The following is a 23,598-nucleotide window of genomic DNA, read 5'->3' on the forward strand; positions in this document are numbered from 1 at the left end:
CTTATGCTTTTTGAATAATATTCACGAATTCCAATATTTGTTTTTGCACTTTTAGGGCATAATTATCAATCTTTCCATTCAACAAGTGGTAAGCACTGTATGCAATAATTCCGACTATTAAGCCAGAACCGCTACTGATCATTTTCTCGTACAAACCTCCCGAAATATTACCAATACTGATGTTTTCGGTCACCGAGATGCTGTAAAAAATCTTGATTACCCCAGAAATTGTACCGATAAATCCAAGTGTAGGTGCAATACCAGCAATCAATCCGAGTTGTCCCAGATGTTGCTCCATTTGGGCAATTTCGATATCGGCAGCACGATCCATATTCGATTCTATTTCGGCAATGGGACGGCCAATTAATAAAATTCCTTCTTTGATGACATTTCCCGAAGCAGTGTTGGTCCGCTCGGTAATGGAACGCGCCAAATCAAAATTCCCCGCAGTTAGGTGATCGCGTACGTCACGCATCAGTAATGGATCGACTTTGGACACTTTATTAATATACAAATACCGTTCTATAATAACATAAAAAGTGTAAAATAATAAAATGGCAATGGGAATTAAAAAAAACCCTCCTTTTAGAATGAAACCTAAAACGGAGATTTCGGTATTGGGTGCTATTTTTTCGATAACAACATTCGAGGCAGCATTGGCAAGAGTATCAGCTTGTAATTGTATAAAACTAAACATATATTATTCTGGGTTTAAAAGGAACGGTGAGGAAATAAATGGTACAGAATTGGTGATGTTATTTTGTTCTTTTACAAGGCACAAATTATTTTAATAGTTGGGCTATTAAAAAATTTATAACTAAGAAAAAGCACAAAAGAGCAAGTCAAAATGTATCAGTTATTTTTTCACAGTTCCTGGTCATTAATTCTAAAAAATATTTCAATTTTGCATAAAGTATTTTTCACTGTAATATTAAACTAAAAAAAACGAAAATTATTTCAATTTACAACTATTTTATCAAAAAATAATGAACTATCAAGAAACCACAAACTGGATGTTTAATCAGCTTCCGATGTATCAATTGCAAGGGGCTTCGGCTTACAAAAAAGACTTGACCAATGTTAATATATTGGCGGATCATCTTGATAATCCTCAACAAAAATTAAAATGCATTCACGTTGCTGGTACGAACGGTAAAGGTTCTACTTCGCACATGCTTGCCTCTATCCTTCAAGAAACAGGATATAAAGTGGGTTTGTACACATCGCCACATTTGAAAGATTTCAGGGAACGCATTAAAATTAATGGCACTGAAATTTCCGAAGATTTTGTTTGTAAATTCATCGAGAAACACCAATCCTTTTTTGAAGAAAACGACATGAGTTTCTTTGAAATGTCGGTTGGATTGGCTTTTGATTATTTTGCCAAAGAGCAAGTAGATATTGCCATTATCGAGGTGGGATTGGGCGGAAGACTTGATGCCACAAATATTATCACACCATTGGTTTCGGTAATCACCAACATCGGGATTGATCACGTACAGTTTCTAGGCAACACTTTAGAATTGATTGCAACCGAAAAAGCAGGAATCATCAAACCTGGAATTCCAGTTGTTGTTGGTGAATATACTACTGAAACACAACCCGTTTTTTTGGCGAAAGCCAAAGAAAATAGTTCTGAAATCTATTTTGCTTCGGATTTAATTTCAGAAACCTTTCCATCTGATTTATTGGGCGATTATCAGACACATAATAAAAAGACGGTTATTCAAACGATAACCATTTTGAACGAACAAACCAATTTTAAAGTGAGTAACGAAAACCTAAAATCGGGTTTACTCCAAATAGTGAAAAACACCGGATTACTGGGCAGATGGCAACAATTGGGTGAAAATCCAAAAGTGATTTGCGATACAGCACACAACAAAAACGGCCTTGAAATTGTTTTGAAACAAATACAAAAGGAGACTTTTGAACACTTGCATATTGTTCTGGGCGTTGTCAATGACAAAGAATTGGATGAAGTATTACCACTGTTCCCTAAAAATGCAACATATTATTTTTGCAAACCTAATATTCCACGCGGTTTGGATGCTGCTTTATTACAAGAAAATGCTTTGCGATTTTCATTAATTGGAAAAGTATATGAATCGGTAAACGAAGCATTCAGCACAGCTCAAAAAAATGCTTCGAAAAACGATTTTATCTATGTAGGCGGAAGCACCTTTGTTGTTGCTGAATTGTCAATTCTTTAACCCTATAAAAATACATGACTGTCGTAACTAATACCAATAAGATTATCACTCGATTTATTAAATAAATGTAAAAACTTAAATATGTTTATTTGACACAGATTACAAAAATTTTCACAAATTAATCAGGGCAAACGCATTAAAAGTATTTTAAGATTTTTTATACGAATTAGCACGAATTAGCACGAATTTGGATATCATTTTATTTCACGAATCTGCCTAATACATAAAAAATTAGTGAAATTTTATTTTTTAGGCTAACAAAAATTAGTGAAAATTAGTGTAATTCGTGTCAACTTTTTTTTTAATGCGTTTGCCTTGACAGATTAATTTGTGAGAATTTTTGTAATCTGTGTCGAAAAATTAATCATGGTCTGCATTACGGATAGTCCTATAAAAATATCTTTTTATTTCTTTTAAAATAATAAGGCATTACCAAAAATTACAAATCTTAATTTTTGGTAATGCCATAATGATTATGGATATTTTTATTTTTTAATTTTCAGTATCTTCGGTTTCCTCAATTTCATCGCCTTTTCTACCCACTTTCACTTTTGGATTATCCTTAGTTCCAGTAACCGTTAGTGGAATACCCAGAATTCCCAATGGTGGTAATCCCAGTCTCATCTTTATATTCAATTTACCATCCAGACTTGAGGTCCCTTCTATCCTTGGTCTGAATCCTGCAAATTTAAATTTGAATCTTTCAATAGTGATAACATTATTTTTTACGGTTGTTTTGACATCCACTTTGGACAACTCCGGATTTTTAATGGCTTCATGATCTGTAGTTTTACTCACGGCATTAAACATTTTCATTCCTTTTACTTTCACATCTTTTATAGACAAAATCCCTCCGCCAATTAAAGAAGGATAAACAGGCATCATTTGTTGATTCAGCCTTCCTTTTATTTTGTAATCCACAGAGATAATTCCCTCGGCATTTTCGGCAGCACTTGCCATTTCCCGGAACATTTTTACTTCTTTGTAGGCTCTTTTGACATCAAAATCAGTAGCTTTTATACTGTATTCAAATACTGCTTTTTTAGGAGTAATTCCTTGATAAGCGGCATTCATAGCGACATTACAACCAATTAAATTGAATCCCACATTTTGCATTAGCATTTTTCCGTTTTTCATTTTTATCGCCCCTTTACCATCTTTCAAATTCAATCCTTGGTAATTGATTTTGTGTGCTGTAGCATAAAATTGCAAATCAAAATTGGATGGAATTAAAATCACACCTGTTTCCCCAGTTGTAGCTTGAGGAGCATTATTGGGAACAGTTGTTGTTGAAGGAGTTGAAACTTTAGCAGTACTCGACATGAATTCATCAACATTGATGTATTTTGAATTTAAAGTAAATGAACCTCTTAAAACACCCTTCTTACTCGACATAAAATTGAAAACATTTTGCAGATACCCATTCAATTTAAAATCCGACTGACCATAAGAAGCCAAAAAGGTATTGAAAGACATTTTGTCTTGATTGAATCTAAAAATTCCTTCTTTGATCAACAATGATTTTGGAAGATATTGCGTAGCCACATTAATATTTCTAAGTTCAAGCGTTCCTTTGTTTTGCAAACGGCTGTAATTTCCTTTTTCGGCATCGCTTTGTGTCCCTTTTAGCGCTAAATCGGCTTTTATAAAACCATCCACATCCAATCCTTTTTGCGAAAATACTTTGTAGATTTTGCTAATATTTAATGTTCCTTTGGCTTTGATATCATAATTCAAATCATCAAAGTTTTTCAAATCGGCTTCGACCAAAAAAGGTTCTCCTTCAAAGGTAAAAGTTGCCGGTTTCAACAGCACCGAAAGATCCTTGTAAGTTCCTTTTTTATCCGCAATCATAGTATTGACATTGATATTGGTTATTGGATTTGGATAATAGGGTGTTTTTACAAAACCATTATTCAAATTCAATCTTCCATCTGTAATTGGAAAAAGCCCTTGCTTTTGGTCGTACTTCCCTTTGGCTTTTAGATCGGAAATTAGCATTCCTTTCAATTCTACATCGGAAACTCCTAGTGCACGATTCAGTTTCTCTAAATCAATGTTGGAATTCAAAACCAAATCAACCACAGGAGTGGTCAACCCGCTCATTTTTAATTGGGTCTTCAAATGACTTTTTTCTACGCTTAAAGAAATATTCCTTGCATTCAAATCCAAAAGTTCAGGATTCAAAGAAGCCACTTTTGTACTGATATCCATATTTAAATTGGAAACTGGAAATGCGCTTTTTTTATAATTTACAAATCCGTCTTTCAATTTAAAATCCAAACTTAAATCGGGAGCTATGTTTTGAGAAGCAATAAATTTTCCTTTAAGTATAAAAAGCAAATCGACATTCCCCTTCAATTCGGTATCTTTCAGCCAAGTAATGTATTTTGGAGGAAAAGCAGTAAAGAGATCGTTTAGGTTACTTTTGTTTGATTTTATTTTGAAATCAATATCATAACCATCTTTTAAAAAATCGAATTTTCCAGTAAAATCAACCAAAAGTTTATTGATAAAAAGGTCATTTTGCTCAAAAACAAATGATAGCGAATTGGTATTTATTTTGGTAATTAAATCCCCATCCACTTTTTTGTTCATCAAGTAAGGCTCATTTTCATATATAATATTCAGCTTTTCAATCTTCGCTTTAGAATGCAAAGCAAAAATAGCTTGACTCAAATCGCCATTTCCTAAATAATTAAATCCAATTGCATCGATATGCACTTTTGTGGATTGATCATTATATATGATTTTACTGTTGGTGATTTCAATTTCCTCTAGTTTTAATCCCGTTTCTGATTTTTCTTCTTTGGGAGCCGTTTCTGGTTGGGAAATGTAAACATTATAATTGGCCTCTCCTTTTTCGTTCACTTTGATGTTAACCAACGAGTTGGAAAGAAAAATTTGATCTATTTTTATTTCTTTACCAAAAACAAGACTGCTCAAATTAATTCCAAAAGCAACCTCATCTGCAGTAACTAATTTTTCTTTTTGAAAAGGAGCCGATCCATTAAGACTGAAATCATTTAAAGTCAATGTCAAGGATGGAAAATGCGTAAAAAAAGAAACATTGGCATCTGAATAATTCAGTTCTCCGTTTAATTTTTCGTTAGCCGTTTTTTTGACTTGTTCTTTTATTTTATCCGCAAAAAGAAAAGGCGCAATAAACATCAAAGCCAAAACTGTTACAAGAGTAATTCCAGTATATTTTAAAAACTTAAAAAAAATTGATTTGTAGTTGATTGACGCCATATTTTGAAAGGAATTGGATGAGAAGTTAGAATGTGAAATTTAAAAATTATTCTGTTTTCCTGACACAGTTTTCACTCCCGATAACTATTGGAATTCACCAATTGTAAGTCAACTTAAAATGAAAAATCTGTGCTAATTTGTGTAATCTGTGTCGCTTCTTTTTGTTAGGTATAATTGCAGATAAGCATAAAAAGTATTATCCATGAACCGTTTCTTTTTTACCATAATTGATAATTATCGAAGTTTCAAACTCAATCCATTCTTGCCAACGTTTATCAACATCAAAATTGTCAACATATTTTCTAGCAAAACCAAGGAAAGTAGTATAATGACCTGCTTCGGAAATCATTAAATCACGATAAAATTTAGCCAATTCTGGATCTTTTATATTTTCTGAAAGCACTTTGAAACGCTCACAGCTTCTAGCCTCAATCATAGCCGAAAACAATAGTCGATCAACCAAAGCATCTTTACGGCTGCCATCTTTTTTCATAAATTTGAAAAGCTCGTTAACGTAGTGGTCTTTGCGTTCTCTGCCCAAAGTAAGACCTTTGCTCTTTATTAAATTGTGCACCAATTGCAAATGATCTAGTTCTTCTTTAGCAATTACCAATAGTTCTGTCACTAATTCTTCCAATTCAGAATTATACGTAATTAAACTTATGGCATTTGAAGCTGCTTTTTGCTCGCACCAAGCGTGATCTGTCAATATTTCTTCAATATTACTTTCTACTATATTGACCCAACGAGGGTCTGTCACCAATTTTAATCCCAACATAATTCTCCAATTTTAAATTGCTTTAACAAAATTAGTCTTTTATTGCTTATTTTAGGTTCAAATAATGATTTAACCATCTAAATTGTATTATTTTGTAGTTCAAAAACAATCATATAATGCCAGAAATCAAAAAACTTTTAATCATTGGAACCGTTTGGCCCGAACCCAATTCGTCGGCAGCAGGTGGACGAATGCTGCAATTAATCGCTGCATTCCAAAATCAAGGTTTCGAAATTACATTTGCAAGTCCTGCTATGGATAGTGATTTTATGTTTGATTTGATTACGCTGCATGTGACCAAAGAATCCATTACTTTAAATTGTTCTAGTTTTGATATTTTTATCAAAGAACTAAATCCAACCATTGTTTTATTTGACCGTTTTATGATGGAAGAGCAATTTGGATGGCGCATTGCCGAAAATTGTCCTGACGCCCTACGAATATTAGACACCGAAGACTTGCATTGTTTGCGGTTGGCCAGACAAAAAGCCTTTAAGAAAAAACGTGAATTTGAACTAGTGGATTTACTTAAAGAAGATATTGCAAAAAGAGAAATCGCCAGTATTTTGAGATGTGATTTGTCTTTAATGATATCCGAATTTGAAATGGATGTATTGAAAACGACTTTTAAAATTGACGAAAAACTATTGTATTATCTGCCTTTTCTACTGGAACCTATTTCAAAAGCTACTTTTGAAAAATTCCCTTCCTTTGAGATCAGAAAAAATTTTATATTTATCGGCAACTTTCTTCACGAACCCAATTGGAATGCTGTTCAGTATCTAAAAGAAACGATTTGGCCTCTCTTGAGAAAACAACTGCCCGAAGTGGAACTTCATATTTATGGAGCCTACCCTTCTCAAAAAGTGATGCAATTACACCAACCCAAAGAAGGTTTTTACATCAAAGGCCGAGCGATTGACGCCAATGAAGTTGTTCAAAACGCAAGAGTTGTTTTGGCTCCGTTGCGTTTTGGAGCGGGCATCAAAGGAAAACTAATTGAAGCCATGCAATGTGGTACTCCAAGTATTACAACCACTATTGGTGCCGAGTCGATGCACGGGCATTTACTTTGGAACGGTTTTGTGTCGGATGATGTAACCGATTTGGTAAAAGCCTCCGTTCAATTGTACCAAGATGAAAATCTTTGGCATAAAGGGCAAGAAAACGGAATTGCTATTATAAATCAGCGGTATTCAAAAGAACTTTTTGAAAAAGATTTCGCTTCCAAAATTCAATTCTTGAGTTCGAACTTATCGCAACATCGTTTGGATAACTTTATGGGTTCCTTATTACAGCATCACACTTTGAACAGCACAAAATACATGTCGCGCTGGATAGAAGCTAAAAACAGTAGAAAGGAGTAAGTCCGATTACACAATTGCCCACGGATTATTCTGATCAGGCAGATTTTCACGGATTTTTTACCGCCTGCTAAAATAATATTTAAAAAAAAATCTGTAAGAATCTTTAAAATCTGTGACATCCGTGGGGCATTTACCGATTTTTCAGCTTAGAATGGTAGCAAATTACGCTCTTAGCATCTCAATTAAACATCTAAACAGAATCAAAATCATTTTCAATACAAATTCTTTGCATTTTAAAGCACTAAATACCAGTAAACTGAATATTTTTCTAAAATAAAAAGTAAAATTTATTTAAAAATGTTTTGCATAAACGGAAAACTAGTCTATATTTGCACTCGCAATAACGCAAGACATTGCAACCCGAAAGGGCGATTAGCTCAGCTGGTTCAGAGCACCTCGTTTACACCGAGGGGGTCGGGGGTTCGAACCCCTCATCGCCCACAAAACTTCTCAAGAAATTGAGAAGTTTTTTTTTGCTGTAAACTGAAAACTTTGAAAAAATCAAAAACTGTTTTGAAAACGAAATCGCATAAGGGATGGAAACGGCATCCTTTTCTTTTCCTCCTTTAGGAAAAGAAAAGATATAGAGTACAGCCCGACCTTGTTGCCAAAAAAATAGTGTTGTAAAAATAAATGTTCTGCAACGAGGTTATGCCCAAAATGTAATTATGCTATTTTTACCAACCTTGGGTCAAACCGTTTTTCAACACTTCTTCGTATTTGTCTTTGTCAAAACTATAAAGATTAGGGGCTTTGTGGGCTACGTTGCTTTTCTTTTCGTCCAGCTTGGTGAGTATGCCGATGGTAGTTATTTTTCGGAGAAAATTTCTGCGGTCTAATGTTCTACCTAATATGGTTTCGTATAATTTTTGAAGCTCAGGAATAGTAAACTTCTCGGGAAGTAAATTATACCCTACGGGCATTAAATTCAGTTCGGTTCTTAGTGTTTCTAATGCTTTATCTAGAATTTCCCTGTGATCCAAAATCAATTCGGGTACTTCAAGATGATCAATCCATTCCACTTTTTCATTTGAATTATCGGGTTGCGGAATAGCTTTCGAAAAATTAACTAGTGCATAATACCCTATAGTAACAAAGCGGCTTGTGTACCATTTTTCCTCTTCGGGAGAAATTCCAAAATACATCAAAGCATTACTACTGAAATGATTTTGGTTTCTTTTGACTGCACCAAAAGCAGCAAACTGTCTCAAAAAAATACCTTTAAGCCCAGTCCTAGCATGCAAAACACTAACAGCAGCCGTATCAATATCCTCATCATTTACAACAAAACCTCCTGGTAAAGACCAACTGTCGCTATATCCTGTTTTGATTAATAAGACTTTGAGCTGATTGTCATCAAAACCAAAAATGACACAATCAATTGACAATCCAGGTTGGTATTCGTTACTGCTTTTCAGTTGTTTTTTTAACATGACTTGTGGTATTGTTTCTGATGTTCATTATTTAAGACGCAATTTAATGCATTTTTGGCATAGAAAAATAATTAAATAAGGATTGCTATCAATCAGCATTAATAAACATAAGAGCTTTTTTTTTAAATATCTTTTTAAACATATAAGATTCTGTGTTGATTCCCTAATAAAAATATAAATTTTCACTAATTTTGCCCCTTAAGACGGTCATTGAGCCAGTCTCTATAGCGTGTTTAAACCATCTGTGTTTGCACGCTATTTTTTGTGATATATTGTTTATCATAAATGGTTTCATTTTTGAACAAAACATATATCAATTCTAATAATTTTCTTTGAATTGCCACTAACGCTTTCATTTTTATTCCGTGTTTGGAAATCAATCTTGCATATATTTCTTTAAAATTTTCATCCCATTTCACAGCTGTTAATGATGGTAAATGCATTGACTTCCTTAAATTTCGATTTCCTTTTTTAGAAATCCTGGGCTTTCCCTTAACTGACGTTCCAGATTGTTTTTCCTTAACATCAAGACCAGCATAACTTGCTAATTGTGATTTATTTCTAATCAATTCAAAACCATTAGTTTCTGCCAAAACGATTACTGCTGTTAGTGCTCCAACCCCAGGTATCGTTGTAACTCTATTTATAATTTGTTGTAAATCAATGTTCTCTTTTACAATAAAAGCAATATCATCTTTAATTTCTTTTTCCTGTGAATTTAAAAATTTTACCCTTGATGTCATTCGATTCAAACTTTTTAAATTGGGTTCAGCTTCACTATTCTCAGCATGTATTTGATTTTTTACAATACTTCTTTCTTGAACAATTTGATCCCTTTCTCTAGTTAATTGCTGTAATTCTTTATACACATTATTTGGTTTGCACCAACGGTCTAATTTACGTTCTAATCCAAATTGAGCAATAGCTTGTGAACAACTCTTGTCAGTAATCGTTTTTGTTTCCAAAGTGCGCATATAATTGCTGATTTTATTAGGCAATACAATACTTACTTCATAATCATTTTCACTTAAATAATAAGCGAATTTTTGATGATATACACCCGTAGCTTCCATTACATAACGAACAGAAATTTCATTATCACTTATTTTTTTTACCCATTCAACTAATGACAAAATACCTGAATCACTATTCTTAAAAACCTTATAACCAAATAACTCTATCGAAAAATTATCTAATTTACGCCCTATAGTCACTACCAATTCTTTTTGAGCTACATCAATTCCTACTACTTGCTTTACTACTTTTTTTGTCATTACTTTTTAGTTTTAAAATTACTTATAAAGTGATGAATCTCCCTTCGTCTTTTCTCCTGGTTGGATATTCTGGATATTAAGTCTTGCTTAATTCCTTACATTCTGTTCAGACTCTAAAAGATAAAAAAGAATGAGGCAATTTCTTATATCGAATATACTTCTTGGAGCTATTTGTTATATAATTTACTCCCATCCTTTTTCACTTTAATACTGTAAATTTATAAATCCAAAAGGATTATATTTGAATTTACAAACATAGGAGCCATTTAAGTTTTTAATTCTTTGGATATAATATAGTAAAACTAAAAGTTCATTTATGCAAAAATCAATTGGGCTACTTATATTAACTTTTAATCCCTGTTTTGAGAAGCTAACTATTTTTATACTTAAATGACTTATATGTTTAAAATTAAGTGCTGTTTATTTCAGAATATAGCCAATAAAATCTAGATCTGAATTTTCATAAAATGTGCAAATACCAATACTGCATATAAAATAGTAATGGCATAAAATGCAATTTAGAGAAAAACAATAATTTACTTGAAAATACTGGAAAGTTCATCTAATGCAGCAATTAAATCTGTTTTTTTTACCAAAATTGTTTTTTGTATTAAAATTAAATGTACATTGCGTCATATTAACACATAGCGCTCTATTAAAAACCAACTACTTATAATTATGAAAAACACATTCTTGCTTATTATGGGACTCTTGATTTCTATATCGGCATTTGCCCAAACCACGGATTATCGCGAAAAGGCCAAAAAATTAGTTTCGCAAATGACTTTGGAAGAAAAAGCTTCCTTGTGTTCTGGAGAAACGGCTTGGTCCACACAAGCCGTCCCAAGATTGGGAATTCCTTCTATATTTATGACAGATGGTCCACACGGTTTACGCAAAGCTGTAGGTTTTGATTTTACCAATAGCGTTCCAGCGACTTGTTTTCCAACTGCCTCTGCTTTGGCATCTTCCTGGAATCCTGCTTTAGCCCAAATAATGGGAGAAGCATTGGCGATAGAATCTCAAGCCAATGATGTTCAGATTTTATTGGGACCTGGTGTCAATATGAAACGTTCTCCATTGGGTGGACGTAATTTTGAATATTTTTCTGAAGATCCAATTTTGGCAGGTCGAATTGCTACGGCTTTTATAAATGGAGTGCAAAGTCAAGGCGTAGGCACTTCAATGAAACATTTTGCTGCCAACAATCAAGAATTTGAAAGAATGTCCAACAGCTCCAATGTAGACGAACGTACCTTGAACGAAATCTATTTTCCTGCTTTTGAAATGGCAGTAAAAGAGGCACAACCCTGGACGGTAATGTGTTCTTATAACAAACTGAATGGAATTTATGCCTCGGAAAATAAATACTTGTTGAATGATGTTCTAAAAGAAAAATGGGGTTTCAAAGGATTCGTCGTTTCCGATTGGGGAGCAGTGAACGAAAGACCATTAGGAGTTGAAGCGGGTTTAAACCTTGAAATGCCTGCCAGTGGTGGATTTAATAATAAAAAAATCGTCGAAGCGGTAAAAATCGGAACTTTGAAAGAGTCCAGATTAGATGAAATTGTAATTGAAACGCTGGCTGTTACGCTTAAAGCAAAAGACAGTCACAAGCAAGGAATTGTGGTTGATAAACTAAAACACAATGCATTGGCGAGACAAGTAAGTGGCGAATGTATTGTTTTATTGAAAAATGACAACAGTATTTTACCGCTGTCCACTTCGGTTAAGAAAATTGCAATTATCGGTGCATTCGGAAAAACACCTCGTTACCAAGGTTCCGGAAGCTCTCAAGTAAAACCAACACAAATAGAAAACGCTTATGATGAATTGCAAAAACTGTCTAAAGGAACTACTTTTTCATATTCCGATGGATATTTAACCGATGGAGCAACAAACGAAACTTTGATTGCCGAAGCGATACTAAACTCAAAAAATGCTGAAACTGTTATCGTTTTTGCAGGTTTACCAGATATTTATGAGTCCGAAGGATATGACCGCGCAAACTTGGATATGCCTGCGGGACACAATCAATTGATAGAAGCTATTGCCAAAGTCAACAAAAATGTGGTTGTGGTCTTAATGAATGGTTCGGCGGTTGCTATGCCTTGGAAAAAAGACGTTTCGGCAATTGTTGAAGCCTATCTTGGTGGTCAAGCCGGTGGTGGCGCAATTGCCGATGTGTTGACCGGAAAAGTAAATCCTTCTGGGAAATTATCCGAGACTTTCCCAATGCGCTTGGAAGATACTCCAACTGCTATTGATTTTCCTTCGAAAGATGGTTATGCCAATTACGGTGAGGGAATATTCATTGGATATCGTTATTATGACAAAAGAAAAATCGAACCTAGTTTTCCGTTCGGATATGGATTGAGTTATACAACTTTTGCGTATTCTGATGTTAAAGCAAACACAACGCTTGCCAAAGATACCGATGACATTATTATTTCATTGAAAGTAAAAAATACCGGAAAAGTAGCGGGAAAAGAAGTAGTCCAATTGTATGTCCATGAACAAACAACCGAAACGTCACGACCAGAAAATGAATTAAAACATTTTGAAAAAGTAGCCTTAAATGCAGGAGAAGAAAAAACAGTTAGCTTTCATTTGACCTCTCGTGATTTTGCTTATTACAGCACAATTGCTCATGATTGGGTTATAAAATCAGGAAAATTTGATATTCGCGTAGGATCTTCTTCAAGAGATTTACCATTGCAACAAACCATTGAAATTCAATCTACCAAAACAGCCAAAATTGTTTTTACCCGCAACTCATTGTTTAAAGAATTCAAAAACACTCCAAATAGTGCCGTGATCTTCGAACAGCTAACCAAAAGTTTTACTGGTGGCAATAAAAAAGCCGTAACCGAAGAAGAGAAAAAAGCGGAATCCTTTTTGCAAGCCATGTTGGGCGACATGCCAATCAACAAATTTATGTTACTTTCAGGAGGGAAATTCACCGAAGAAAACCTTCAAGCTATATTAAAAAGCGCCAATAACAATTAAAAAAAGAACCTGTATATTTGATTATTAATAGTTGTTACTATTTGAGGCTGTCTCTATTGGACAGCCTCATTATTAAATAAAACAATTCGTTTATATGGAAAAAACTACTTCATCGATTTCAAAAAAACATTATCCAATACTCGATGGTTTACGAGGTGTAGCGGCAATTATGGTGGTTGCTTTCCATATTTTTGAAGCACATGCTACTAGTCATCTAGACCAAATTATCAATCACGGGTATCTTGCAGTTGACTTTTTCTTCTTACTTTCTGGTTTTGTTATAAGTTATGCCTATGATGATCGTTGGAGCAAAATGAGTGTTTCGGATTTCCTGAAGATTCGACTTGTCCGACTGCAACCTATGGTGGTTATGGGAATGATAATTGGTGCTATTTGTTTCTATTTTCAGGATTCAATTCTGTGGCCAACGATACACGAAGTGCCAATTTGGAAAATGCTAATCGTAATGCTCATAGGCTTTACATTAATTCCTGTTTCGGCATCAATGGACATAAGAGGTTGGCAGGAAATGCATCCGCTTAATGGCCCTGGATGGTCGTTGTTCTTTGAATATATTGGCAATATTCTTTATGCATTATTTGTGCGTAAATTTTCGAATACTGCCCTTGCCATATTGGTGTTTTTGTCGGGTTGTCTCTTACTTCATCTGGCGGTATCAAGTCCAAATGGTGATGTCATTGGCGGTTGGTCACTAGAACCCGCACAACTTCACATTGGTTTTTCCAGATTGCTTTTTCCGTTCTTTGGTGGAATATTATTGCATCGCATCGTAAAACTAACTACTATCAAAAATGGTTTCTTTTGGGCCAGTTTATTAACGATTTCCGTGCTAGCAATGCCTAGAATTGGCGGAAGTGAGCACCTATGGCTGAATGGTTTGTATGATTCTTTGAGTATTATTGTACTCTTTCCATTAATCGTTTTCTTGGGTGCAAGTGGCCAAGTAAGTGGTAAATATTCCTCTCAAATCTGTAAATTTCTAGGAGACATATCCTATCCTATTTATATAACTCATTATCCCTTAATTTATATTTATACGGGATGGGCTGTTAGTAACAAACCCTCTTTTCAAGAAGCATTACCATTTGGCTTGATTACTCTAATTGGATCTATTGTTCTTTCCTATACTTGCTTGAAATTGTATGATGAACCGATACGACTTTGGTTAAAACAAAAAGTGTTAAAAACAAATTAATCAATTATCCTAGAAATAAACCCAAGCCATTTGTAAATTAAAAAGCTCATAAATAACACATTATCTCCCTGATATTATTCTCAAAAAGAGAAAGAAATAGTGAACTTTTATAAAAGCCAATGGTGACTTTTACAAAAAAAGCGATACAATTCAGAAGAATCGTATCGCTTTTATGCTTAATAGGATTGGTTTGTTTACTGGTTCAAAGACTCTCCTTTAGAATTATTCTTATTGTTCAGATGAAAAACTGATTTTGCAAATTCTCTTCCCAAATCAATATAACCGTCACTTTTATAATGGTATTTATCTGAATATTTATAACTACTTGTCGTTCGTACAATGGCAGTATTGCGTTCGGATACAGCAAATTTTTCTTGTCCGTATTGCACCAATTCTCCAAAACCCCAAACTTTTCCATCGACATCATCACCAGAATCGGATATTTTTCCAATTACAATGGGCAAATCATTGTTCCTAAAAGTCGCTCGCATGAGTTCCATCAACCTTTTCAAATTTGCATAATATTGATTGGCTACTCGTTCCGTTTTATCAGAATCACTTTCTCCTTGCATCCAAATAATACCACTCGGAATCAGTACATCTTCAACTCCATCTCCGTTTATGTCTTTTACTGCCATAGCATTATTTACCGTTTTTAGAAAATAATCATATTGATTGATTCCTTTCCCACCTCTAAAATCAGGCTCCCAAGCACCAAAATAAGCTGTTCCACTGCTATCTATCGAGGATCCATTTCTGGCATATTTTATAATGGCCAGTTTTTGGTTTGGATAAAATTCTTGCAGTTTTTTGGCAAACGAAAGCTCAACACCAAATCGATCCGAAAGTGTATTGCTCTTCCCATCCGAGGTAAAACCAGTTCCGTTCCCGGGCTGAAGCACATCCCACTTCCCTAATCCTCCAGTTGCATCATTATCTCCAACAGGATTTCCTTGGTAAATAAAGACATTTTTATTTTTTTTGTTTAAAGAATCCGGAAGCTCTTTTACATACCCATATCCCTGCATATTCGACTGACCTCCCAAATAAAATACTCTGATGGTATCTTTTTTGGTTTGTGCCAAAAGTAAAAAAGGCACTAGAAAAAACATTAAAATATATTTCATGTTATAATTATTTTACCAATTCAAAACCATCCCTTAAACGAATATCTGCAGAAGACGACCCAATCATCAGATCAAAATCACCCGGTTCTGATACAAACTCTAATGCATTGTTGTAAAACGACAACTTTTGATTGTCAATCGTAAACTGAATGGTTTTGGTTTCACCACGATTCAAACTGATTTTTTGAAAATCTTTCAGCTCGATTATCGGGCGTACCACCGAACCAACTTGATCTCTCAAATACAATTGAACCACCTCTTCTCCTTTTACACTTCCTGTATTTTTTATGTTTACTGAAACCGTAATGGATTCGTTGTTTTTCATCGTTTTTTGAGACAATTTCAAATCCGAATATTCAAAAGTCGTATAACTCAACCCAAAACCAAAAGGAAATTTTGGTGAATTTGGCAAATCAATATAGCTCGATTTATAAATTTTATCTTCATTTACTGAAGGCCTTCCTGTATTGAAGTGATTGTAATAAATTGGGATTTGACCTTCTGTTCTTGGGAAAGTCATTGGCAATTTCCCAGAAGGGTTGTAATCTCCAAAAAGCACATCGGCTATAGCATTACCCCCCTCTGATCCCAACCACCAAGTGTAAACGATAGTTGGCATATTATCGGCAATCCAATTAAAAACAAGTGGTCTTCCCGCATTAATCAAAATGACAATAGGCTTACCAGTTTTTTGAAGTTCTTTGACCAATTCTTCCTGAACTCCTGGCAATTGCAGATTGCTTTTGCTTTTGGCTTCACCGCTTTTGTTCCAGTTTTCACCAATACTCAAAATGATTACATCTGCTTGACTCGCAACAAGCAAAGCATCTGCAAAACCTTCTTTGCTTTTGCTTTCTACGCCACATCCTTTGGCATACAATATTTTGGTTCTTTTCCCTACTTTATTCTCCAATCCTTCCCATTGCGAAACAATGTAAGTCGAATCCACATCCTTTAAATCAACAGCCCAAAAACCGTGATTGTCTCTTTTGGATTTTACCATTGGTCCAATAAAAGCGATCGTTTTTAACCCTTTGGAAAGAGGTAAAACATCTCTTTCATTTTTCAGCAGCACAATACTCTTGGTGGCTATTTCTCTGGCTGCTTTAGTATGTTCTGGGTTATTGAGTTCCTTTTGTTCGCGTTCAGGATTGCAAAATTTATAAGGATCATCAAACAATCCCAATTCAAATTTCTTCTTCAAAATTCTTTTTACAGCATCATCTACTAAAGCAATTGGAACTTTATTTTCTTTTACCAATTGTTCCAAATTGTAGCGATACGCATTGCTTTCCATATCCATATCGCTACCAGCAGTAATAGCAGAAAGAGCGGCGTCTTTATTGTCTTTTACATAACCGTGACTCACCATTTCGCCAATTGAACCCCAATCTGAAACCACGAATCCTTGAAAATTCCATTTCCCTTTCAATATATCTCTAAGCAGATACACATTTCCAGTAGCTGGTATTCCGTTAAGGTCGTTGAACGAATTCATGAAAGTGGCAGCACCTGCATCCACAGCCGCTTTAAAAGGAGGCAAATACGTCTCCCAAAGCATTCTGTTGCTCATATCTACCGAGTTGTAATCTCGTCCACCAACGGCTGCTCCATAAGCAGCAAAATGTTTGACACAGGCCATAACCGAATTCACATCGCCCAAGTTTCCTTGAAATCCTTTGACTCTGGCATACGCAATTTTGGATCCTAAATAAGTATCTTCTCCAGCGCCTTCCATCACTCTTCCCCAACGCGGGTCTCTAGAAATATCCACCATAGGTGCAAATGTCCAATGAATTCCAGAGGCAGCAGTTTCTGTCGCTGCAATCCGAGCCGAAAGCTCCATGGCGCCCAAATCCCAGCTTGCTGCTTCGGCTAACGGAATTGGAAAAGTAGTTTTGTACCCATGAACCACATCTTGACCAAAAAGCAATGGGATTTTCAATCGGGATTGCAGGGCCAATTCTTGGTATTGACGGGTATATTTGGTACCCAAAACATTCAACATTGAACCAATTAATCCTTTTTTAATCTCCGCTTGTTTATTGGTATTCACTGTTATAGGACCAGTTGCGGCATTGTCCCCCGTATATTGGTTGAGTTGCCCAATTTTTTCTTCTAGTGTCATTTTTTTAAGCAAAGTTTCCACTTTTTGATCAATGGTTTGTTGCTGTGAAAAGGTAAAAATTGAAACGAATGCAAATACTAATGTTGTTAATTTCTTCATATTATAAATTTTATATTCTATTAAGCTAAAGCTCTATTTTGATTTAGCTTCATTTAATTTTAACCGTAAAAAATATAAGAACATATAAGCTATGACGAAAAAGCAAAAACTTATATGATCTTATATTTCTTATTCGGTAAACTTTTCTTAGTGCTGAGTGTTTTTTTAATTTTATTTAGCCGTTTTAAACTCCAAAAAATTAAGATTAAAATTTCCTCCCTCAAAGTGAACGCGAATTTTATTGATTCCTTGTTTCAAAGCTACATTTTTAAGCACGATTGTTTTCCAAGTGGTTTCTCCTCCCGAAACCGGAAGTGCTATTGTTTGAGAAATTTTCTTCCCATCCTGTTCCAAATATAATTTCCCACCTGCTTTTTCGCTCGAATACCGAACGGAAACATCAAAAGTGCTTTGCGTTTTTACATCAAGTGTAAATTGTAACCATTCTTTATCTTCAATAAAGGAAACCTGAAAACCGTTGGTTGTTTTATCCGTACAGGCTACAATGTCAACTCCATCGTTTCTCATTTTGTTTCCTTTGTTCCATGGGGTAAATTTAGTACCGTCATAATTCGCTACATCTTTATCAGAATAAGCAAAACCGTTTTGTCCCAAATCAAATTCGGTTGCAAACACTTTTCCAGGTAAATTATGTTTTTTGTACGGTTTAGTATCGGTGGTTTGCACTTGTCGGAACATCGCATCAATGACATCGTATCTGATGGTCAAATGCTCCATTTTATAGTTCTCGGCAGTTTGCATTAGTACTTTTTTTGAAAAACTCTCATTTGGTTTTACCCCTCCGTTTTTCCAATACTCCAATATCTGATCGTAATCCGTTGGTTTTGTAACCGAAGTAACACCTGCTAAATTTTCAATTTTTTTCATTGGCCAAAAAGCCCAACCTATATTGTTTGATTCCATCAATGAGATAGCTTCTTCAAACCACACATTCGAGTTTTCTCCACTTTCGCCCAGCCAAATTGGGACGTTGTATTGGGTTCTGTAATTCAACATCGTCTGGATTGAAGCGGTGTCATTTTGGTTCCAATATTTATGAAAACTCAATACCATATTTTCATCCCAAAGCGGAAACATACCATTGTAATTATTTCCCCAGCAATTCCCTTCAATAATAATCATGTGGTTTGCATCTTGTGCTCTTATTGCATTTGTAATTCTAACTTGTAATGCTTTCAAAGGTGCATTTGAAGTTTCATCGCAACCGTTTTGATTCGTTCCAGTAAAATTCCAATTCGGCTCATTGATAATGTCATAACCCCCAATCCACGGATTGTCTTTGTAACGCTGGGCCAATTTTTCCCAAAGCGCCACCATTTTATCTTGATTTGCAGCACGCTCCCAAAGTGATGGTTTTGAATCATCATAGTCGGATATTGCAGCATCTTTCCCTTGTCCTCCGGGAGTAGCATGCAAGTCAAGAATTAAATATATTTTATTGATAGCACACCAGTTTACTAAATCATCGGTCATTTTGAACCCTTCTTCGAGCCACGTAATTTGTCCGTCTTTCTCGGTTTCAATCGCAGGTGTATACAAATTGTAATGCATCGGTAACCGGATGGAATTAAATCCCCAATCCGCCAAAGAATCTATATCTCTCTTTTTGATTCCGTTGGATTTGTAGGCTTTATAGAATTCTTCGGTATCTTTTTCGCCAATCAAATCCGTAATTTTTTGTTTTATTTTATATTGAGAACCTGCAAAAGCTCCCGTTTGAATCATGTAACCTTCCTGAACCATCCATCCGCCTAATCCCAAACCGCGCAAAATGATGTTTTTACCGCTACCATCTACAATTTTTTGACCGTCTCTATGCAAAAATCCTTGCGAGTAGCAATTACACACAAAAAGCAAGGAAGAAATAAGTAGTGATAAGAAAAATTTCATAGAAAAGTATTTAATTTTTATAAAATAAAAGCAATTTCATAAACCTTTGAAATTGCCTTTATTTTACAATGTGTTGTTTTAATTATCAGATAATAAATCCTTATTTTGGAAAAAGAATAAAAATTACTATTCTAATGATTGTGTATTAATTATTCTTCTTTATAATAATTGAAGATTTAACTTCGGAGTTGTTTTCCAAACGTAAAACATAAACACCATCAGATAAATTATTTGTGTCTATCGAATTTGTTGTTTCGTTTGAGTCTATTTTAGTGATTGAATACTGTTTTCCAGTAAGGTCAAAAATTTGTGCAGTGTATTTGGTAAAACCTTCTGGTACACTAAAATTCAATTTGTCAGAAACGGGATTTGGATAAACAGCAAACTCATTATCTTTTACTTGATTCTTTTCAATTGATAATTTTGCAGTAGTCGAAGCGTAATTGAAAGATTCCCAGCCAGATACAGTTTCTCTATTACAAGTCATACCTGAAGATGCGCCTCCTTCTGAACTCACAAATTTTCCATTAAACCCTTTTAAAGCGATTTGTCCCCCTATATTAACCCAATCAAATGCTTCCCATCCGTTTACAGCAGTACTGCTGGATGTAATTGGCGAAAATCCATTTTGCGAATTAAAAAATTTACCATTACTGTCTCTTAATGCAATTTTGTTATCACCTGCACTCACTACAGTAAATTTCTCCCAGCCTTGTGCTAAATCTCTATTTGCTGTTACCGCTCCTACACTGTTGTTTGAAGAAACATATCTAGTGTTCTTAAGCGTAATTAATTTGCCCACAGGAGCCAAGGGCCTAAGCATATCTTGCAATTCAGGTACCAAATTACAACTGCTTAATAATACTTTGCTGCAAATTTCATTAGTAGCCGTTATCGCATCAGCTTGGCTCGGCTTAGTACCTCCCCATTTAATATAATTAGTAAGGGCATCCCATTTTGGAGTACCTGGATAGGTATAAATAGATCGACTTGTGTATTCTCTTTTCCAAGCCCAGAATGCCCAGCTAACGTTAGCAGCCTCATAATCTATTCTAGAATCACGAACCCAATTTAATTCGTTTTCGCCAAACTCTCCGACGAATAAAGGAATATTAAGGTTTGTTCCTTGTCCCTTTATTAAATCCAACTGCGGATTAGGATTTGCATCACCTTGATCACCATAGTAATGGTTTGAAAAAACCAGATTAGGATCCCATCGCTCTAACATATCATAAAAATCCGATGAATAATAATTCCCCTCTGCAAAAATAAGGTGATTCGAATCTACTGCTCTGATACTAGCAGTCATTTTTTTATAAGCAGGTAATATTTTACTTTTTAAGGCTTGGATATCTAACCTCGGCTCATTGAGGAGGTCATAACCTGCAATCCACTCGTTACCAGAATAATAACGATAACGTTCTGCTATAGCTCTCCAAATACTTGAAGCGATTGTTACATTATTCTCATCGCTCCAAAACATAGGTGGTCTACCATCAGGATTGTCACAAGTGTAACCTTCACTTTGATAACCTGGTGCAGTGTGTAAGACAAATATCACGTGGATATTATTATTTTTAGCCCATGTAACCGCCTTGTCAAGCCAGACAAATCCATCCTTTTTGACCGTTCCAGTGGCTGAATTCCAAAAAATATTGTAGGGAAAAGGTATTCGAATAACATTATACCCTAGTGCTTTTGCTTGAGCAAAATCTGCATTTGTAATATATGAATTTCTCCAATTATTTTCAAAGTTTACTATTTTAGCTTCGTCATTTCCTAATAAATCTTTAAAAATTCCTCTTATCTGTGTTGGAGATTTTTCTCGGCGTATATCTTTACCAGGTTCAATATTCATCATATATCCTTCCCAAACAAGCCAGTTTCCAAAATTCACACCTCTTAAGGTTATAGGGTTTCCTTCTTTGAGTATCTTGGCTCCTGTATTTGAAACTGTGAGTCTCTGAGAATTTACTTGAACACAAAATAATAAAAGTATCGTGCAAATAGCGCTTTGTAGAAGTTTAAGTTTTTGGGGTGTTATGGTTTTTGGTTTATTGTTCTTCATGGTTTTTGGTTAGTTAATAGTATATAGAAATTATACAAAAGAATTTTCATCAAAAAAAAAAACACTTTTTCACCAGACATAAATTGATCCAATAATAAAAATAATTAGTGTTAATGAAATCATCTTTAAGGAGCAATCCTAAAAGGCCATATTGACCTTTTAGTCTATATTTTGTAATTAGTTTTATACATAAATCAATAAGAAAAAAAGATCAATCTATTAACTTAATACACCAAAGTCTGAATGGCATTTGGCAAAATAGTAATCTCGGTGGCTTGAGTTCCTACACACAAATTATAAATTACCGTAGCCTCACTTTGATTCATTACAACTGTTACCATTTTTCCATCTTTATTCAAAAATGAAGTACTCAACAAACTGCTTCTGCTCACGGCAGTACTCACTCTTTTGGCTTCCGGGCGAATGAATTTTGAAAAATGTCCAATGTAATAATAAGAAGGAGTGTAAATTAATTCCCCTGTATTGGTGTCAGCATGAACCGGAGCAAAACAAAAATTACCCACGTGATTGGGTCCACCCTTTTCATCCAAAAGTATATTCCAATCGGTCCAGCCCACTGTTCCATTATTAAAATCATTAATCATTGACGTTCCATAACGTTCGCCATTCGCCCACAATTGATAGTTTTTGGCATCAAATTTCTCCACACATCCTTCTGTAAATAATAGATTTTTGTCAGGATAAGCTTCATGAACTCTGGCTACGTTTTCAAACATTGGATTACCCCCTGCCCACGTTTCATACCAATGAAAGCCCATTCCCCAAAAATATTTTGAAGCCTCTGGATCAGAGAAAACAATGTTGGCTCTTTGTACCATTAAATCACGGTTGTGATCCCATGCAATAATTTTTTTATTGCTCAAACCTTCTCTTTTCATAGTTGGTCCAAGATAATTTTTTACAAAATCTCTTTCTGCTTCAGCGGTATATACACAGGACTCCCAAGTTTGTACTGCCATTGGCTCATTCTCTGTACTAATTCCCCAAATCGGAATTCCTTCTTTCTCATAGGCTTTTACAAACTTGGTATAATAGTTAGCCCAAGTCTGGAAATATTCAGGCAATAATGTACCGCCTTTCAGCATGTCTTTATTGCTTTTCATAAAAGCTGGAGGACTCCATGGTGTTGCGTACACCGTCATTTTTCCACCTGCTGTTGCCATTGCTTTTTTTATCAACGGAATTCTATATTTTCTGTCGTGCTCAATAGAAAAGGTTTTCAATCCAGTATCCCCTTCTGCTATATACGTATAACTTCCAGAACTAAAATCGGAACTGTGAATAGTAGTACGCATCAAACAATAACCAATTCCGCTTTCTTTGTTATAATAAGCATTAAGTAATTCTTGTTGTTTCTCTTTGGATAATTTCGCAAAAACTTCGGCACTAGCATCCGTTATCGCTCCACCAATTCCCATAAAAGATTGAAAGGTTTTGTCTGGATTTACAAACACAGAAATTTGTCTCTCGTTGGGTTGAGCCAATTTAGAAAAGGTTAAATTCTCTGTTTTTGACAATCGTAAATTAGTACCTTCTGCTGTAGTATAAACCGAAACTGATTTGCCTTTGGTAGAAAAATGAGTTTCTGATTTATTTTTATGTTGTGCAAAAACAATAAAGGAAGCTAGTACTAATGCTGTGGTGGTTATTTTTTTCATAATCTATAGTTTGGTGGTTGTTTTATATTTTTTTTGCGGTATTT

General features: G+C 34.8%; 14 protein-coding genes and 1 tRNA gene. 5 read left to right on the forward strand and 10 right to left on the reverse strand.

The features are described 5' to 3' along the window. Position 1 precedes the first annotated feature (1 nt). On the reverse strand, positions 2-697 hold the full coding sequence (locus tag AC8GF4_RS14870; RefSeq protein WP_506595702.1) for a MotA/TolQ/ExbB proton channel family protein: 696 nt from the start codon (positions 695-697) through the stop codon (positions 2-4). 289 nt (positions 698-986) lie between these two features. On the opposite strand from AC8GF4_RS14870, the gene AC8GF4_RS14875 reads away from it, so the two are divergent. Further along, positions 987-2,213: a bifunctional folylpolyglutamate synthase/dihydrofolate synthase gene (locus AC8GF4_RS14875; protein WP_506595703.1), complete on the forward strand. Its 1,227-nt coding sequence runs from the start codon at positions 987-989 to the stop codon at positions 2,211-2,213. 492 nt (positions 2,214-2,705) lie between these two features. On the opposite strand, the gene AC8GF4_RS14880 is transcribed toward AC8GF4_RS14875, so the two are convergent. Together AC8GF4_RS14880 and AC8GF4_RS14885 are read right to left on the reverse strand one after the other, a co-directional pair. Next, a complete protein-coding gene (locus tag AC8GF4_RS14880; RefSeq protein ID WP_506595704.1) occupies positions 2,706-5,465 on the reverse strand; it encodes a hypothetical protein in 2,760 nt (919 codons plus the stop codon). Positions 5,466-5,661: 196 nt separating this feature from the next. Further along, complete coding sequence (locus AC8GF4_RS14885) at positions 5,662-6,243, reverse strand: MiaE family protein (protein ID WP_506595705.1); 582 nt, start codon at positions 6,241-6,243, stop codon at positions 5,662-5,664. A 116-nt stretch (positions 6,244-6,359) separates the two neighbouring features. Between AC8GF4_RS14885 and AC8GF4_RS14890 the strand changes: the two genes are divergently transcribed. Further along, complete coding sequence (locus AC8GF4_RS14890) at positions 6,360-7,610, forward strand: glycosyltransferase (RefSeq protein WP_506595706.1); 1,251 nt, start codon at positions 6,360-6,362, stop codon at positions 7,608-7,610. Positions 7,611-7,976: 366 nt separating this feature from the next. Further along, positions 7,977-8,051 (forward strand) — tRNA-Val (locus AC8GF4_RS14895). Positions 8,052-8,287: 236 nt separating this feature from the next. On the opposite strand, the gene AC8GF4_RS14900 is transcribed toward AC8GF4_RS14895, so the two are convergent. Both AC8GF4_RS14900 and AC8GF4_RS14905 read right to left on the reverse strand, forming a co-directional pair. Further along, entirely contained in the window at positions 8,288-9,043 is a 756-nt protein-coding gene (locus AC8GF4_RS14900) for an NUDIX hydrolase (protein ID WP_506595707.1), read from the reverse strand. A 233-nt stretch (positions 9,044-9,276) separates the two neighbouring features. Next, on the reverse strand, positions 9,277-10,317 hold the full coding sequence (locus AC8GF4_RS14905; protein ID WP_506595708.1) for an IS110 family RNA-guided transposase: 1,041 nt from the start codon (positions 10,315-10,317) through the stop codon (positions 9,277-9,279). Between the two features lie 678 nt (positions 10,318-10,995). Here AC8GF4_RS14905 and AC8GF4_RS14910 point away from each other — a divergent pair. Both AC8GF4_RS14910 and AC8GF4_RS14915 read left to right on the forward strand, forming a co-directional pair. Further along, positions 10,996-13,326 (forward strand): glycoside hydrolase family 3 C-terminal domain-containing protein, encoded by a 2,331-nt coding sequence (locus AC8GF4_RS14910; RefSeq protein ID WP_506595709.1) that lies wholly within the window; start codon positions 10,996-10,998, stop codon positions 13,324-13,326. Positions 13,327-13,420: 94 nt separating this feature from the next. Then, on the forward strand, positions 13,421-14,542 hold the full coding sequence (locus AC8GF4_RS14915; RefSeq protein WP_506595710.1) for an acyltransferase family protein: 1,122 nt from the start codon (positions 13,421-13,423) through the stop codon (positions 14,540-14,542). A gap of 194 nt (positions 14,543-14,736) precedes the next feature. Here the strand turns inward: AC8GF4_RS14915 and AC8GF4_RS14920 are convergent, their stop codons facing one another. From AC8GF4_RS14920 to AC8GF4_RS14940, 5 genes are all read right to left on the reverse strand, one after another. After that, positions 14,737-15,669: a sialate O-acetylesterase gene (locus tag AC8GF4_RS14920; RefSeq protein WP_506595711.1), complete on the reverse strand. Its 933-nt coding sequence runs from the start codon at positions 15,667-15,669 to the stop codon at positions 14,737-14,739. Between the two features lie 7 nt (positions 15,670-15,676). Then, on the reverse strand, positions 15,677-17,896 hold the full coding sequence (gene bglX / locus AC8GF4_RS14925; protein ID WP_506595712.1) for a beta-glucosidase BglX: 2,220 nt from the start codon (positions 17,894-17,896) through the stop codon (positions 15,677-15,679). A gap of 171 nt (positions 17,897-18,067) precedes the next feature. Beyond that, complete coding sequence (locus AC8GF4_RS14930) at positions 18,068-19,807, reverse strand: cellulase family glycosylhydrolase (protein WP_506595713.1); 1,740 nt, start codon at positions 19,805-19,807, stop codon at positions 18,068-18,070. Between the two features lie 145 nt (positions 19,808-19,952). Beyond that, positions 19,953-21,875 carry a cellulase family glycosylhydrolase gene (locus AC8GF4_RS14935; protein WP_506595714.1) on the reverse strand — a complete coding sequence of 641 codons (1,923 nt, stop codon included), beginning with the start codon at positions 21,873-21,875 and terminating at the stop codon, positions 19,953-19,955. A gap of 224 nt (positions 21,876-22,099) precedes the next feature. After that, a complete protein-coding gene (locus AC8GF4_RS14940) occupies positions 22,100-23,554 on the reverse strand; it encodes a glycoside hydrolase family 30 protein (RefSeq protein ID WP_506595715.1) in 1,455 nt (484 codons plus the stop codon). Between the last annotated feature and the right edge of the window lie 44 nt (positions 23,555-23,598).

It is taken from the genome of Flavobacterium rarum (SeqCode) (assembly GCF_965234445.1).
Lineage (GTDB): Bacteria > Bacteroidota > Bacteroidia > Flavobacteriales > Flavobacteriaceae > Flavobacterium > Flavobacterium rarum.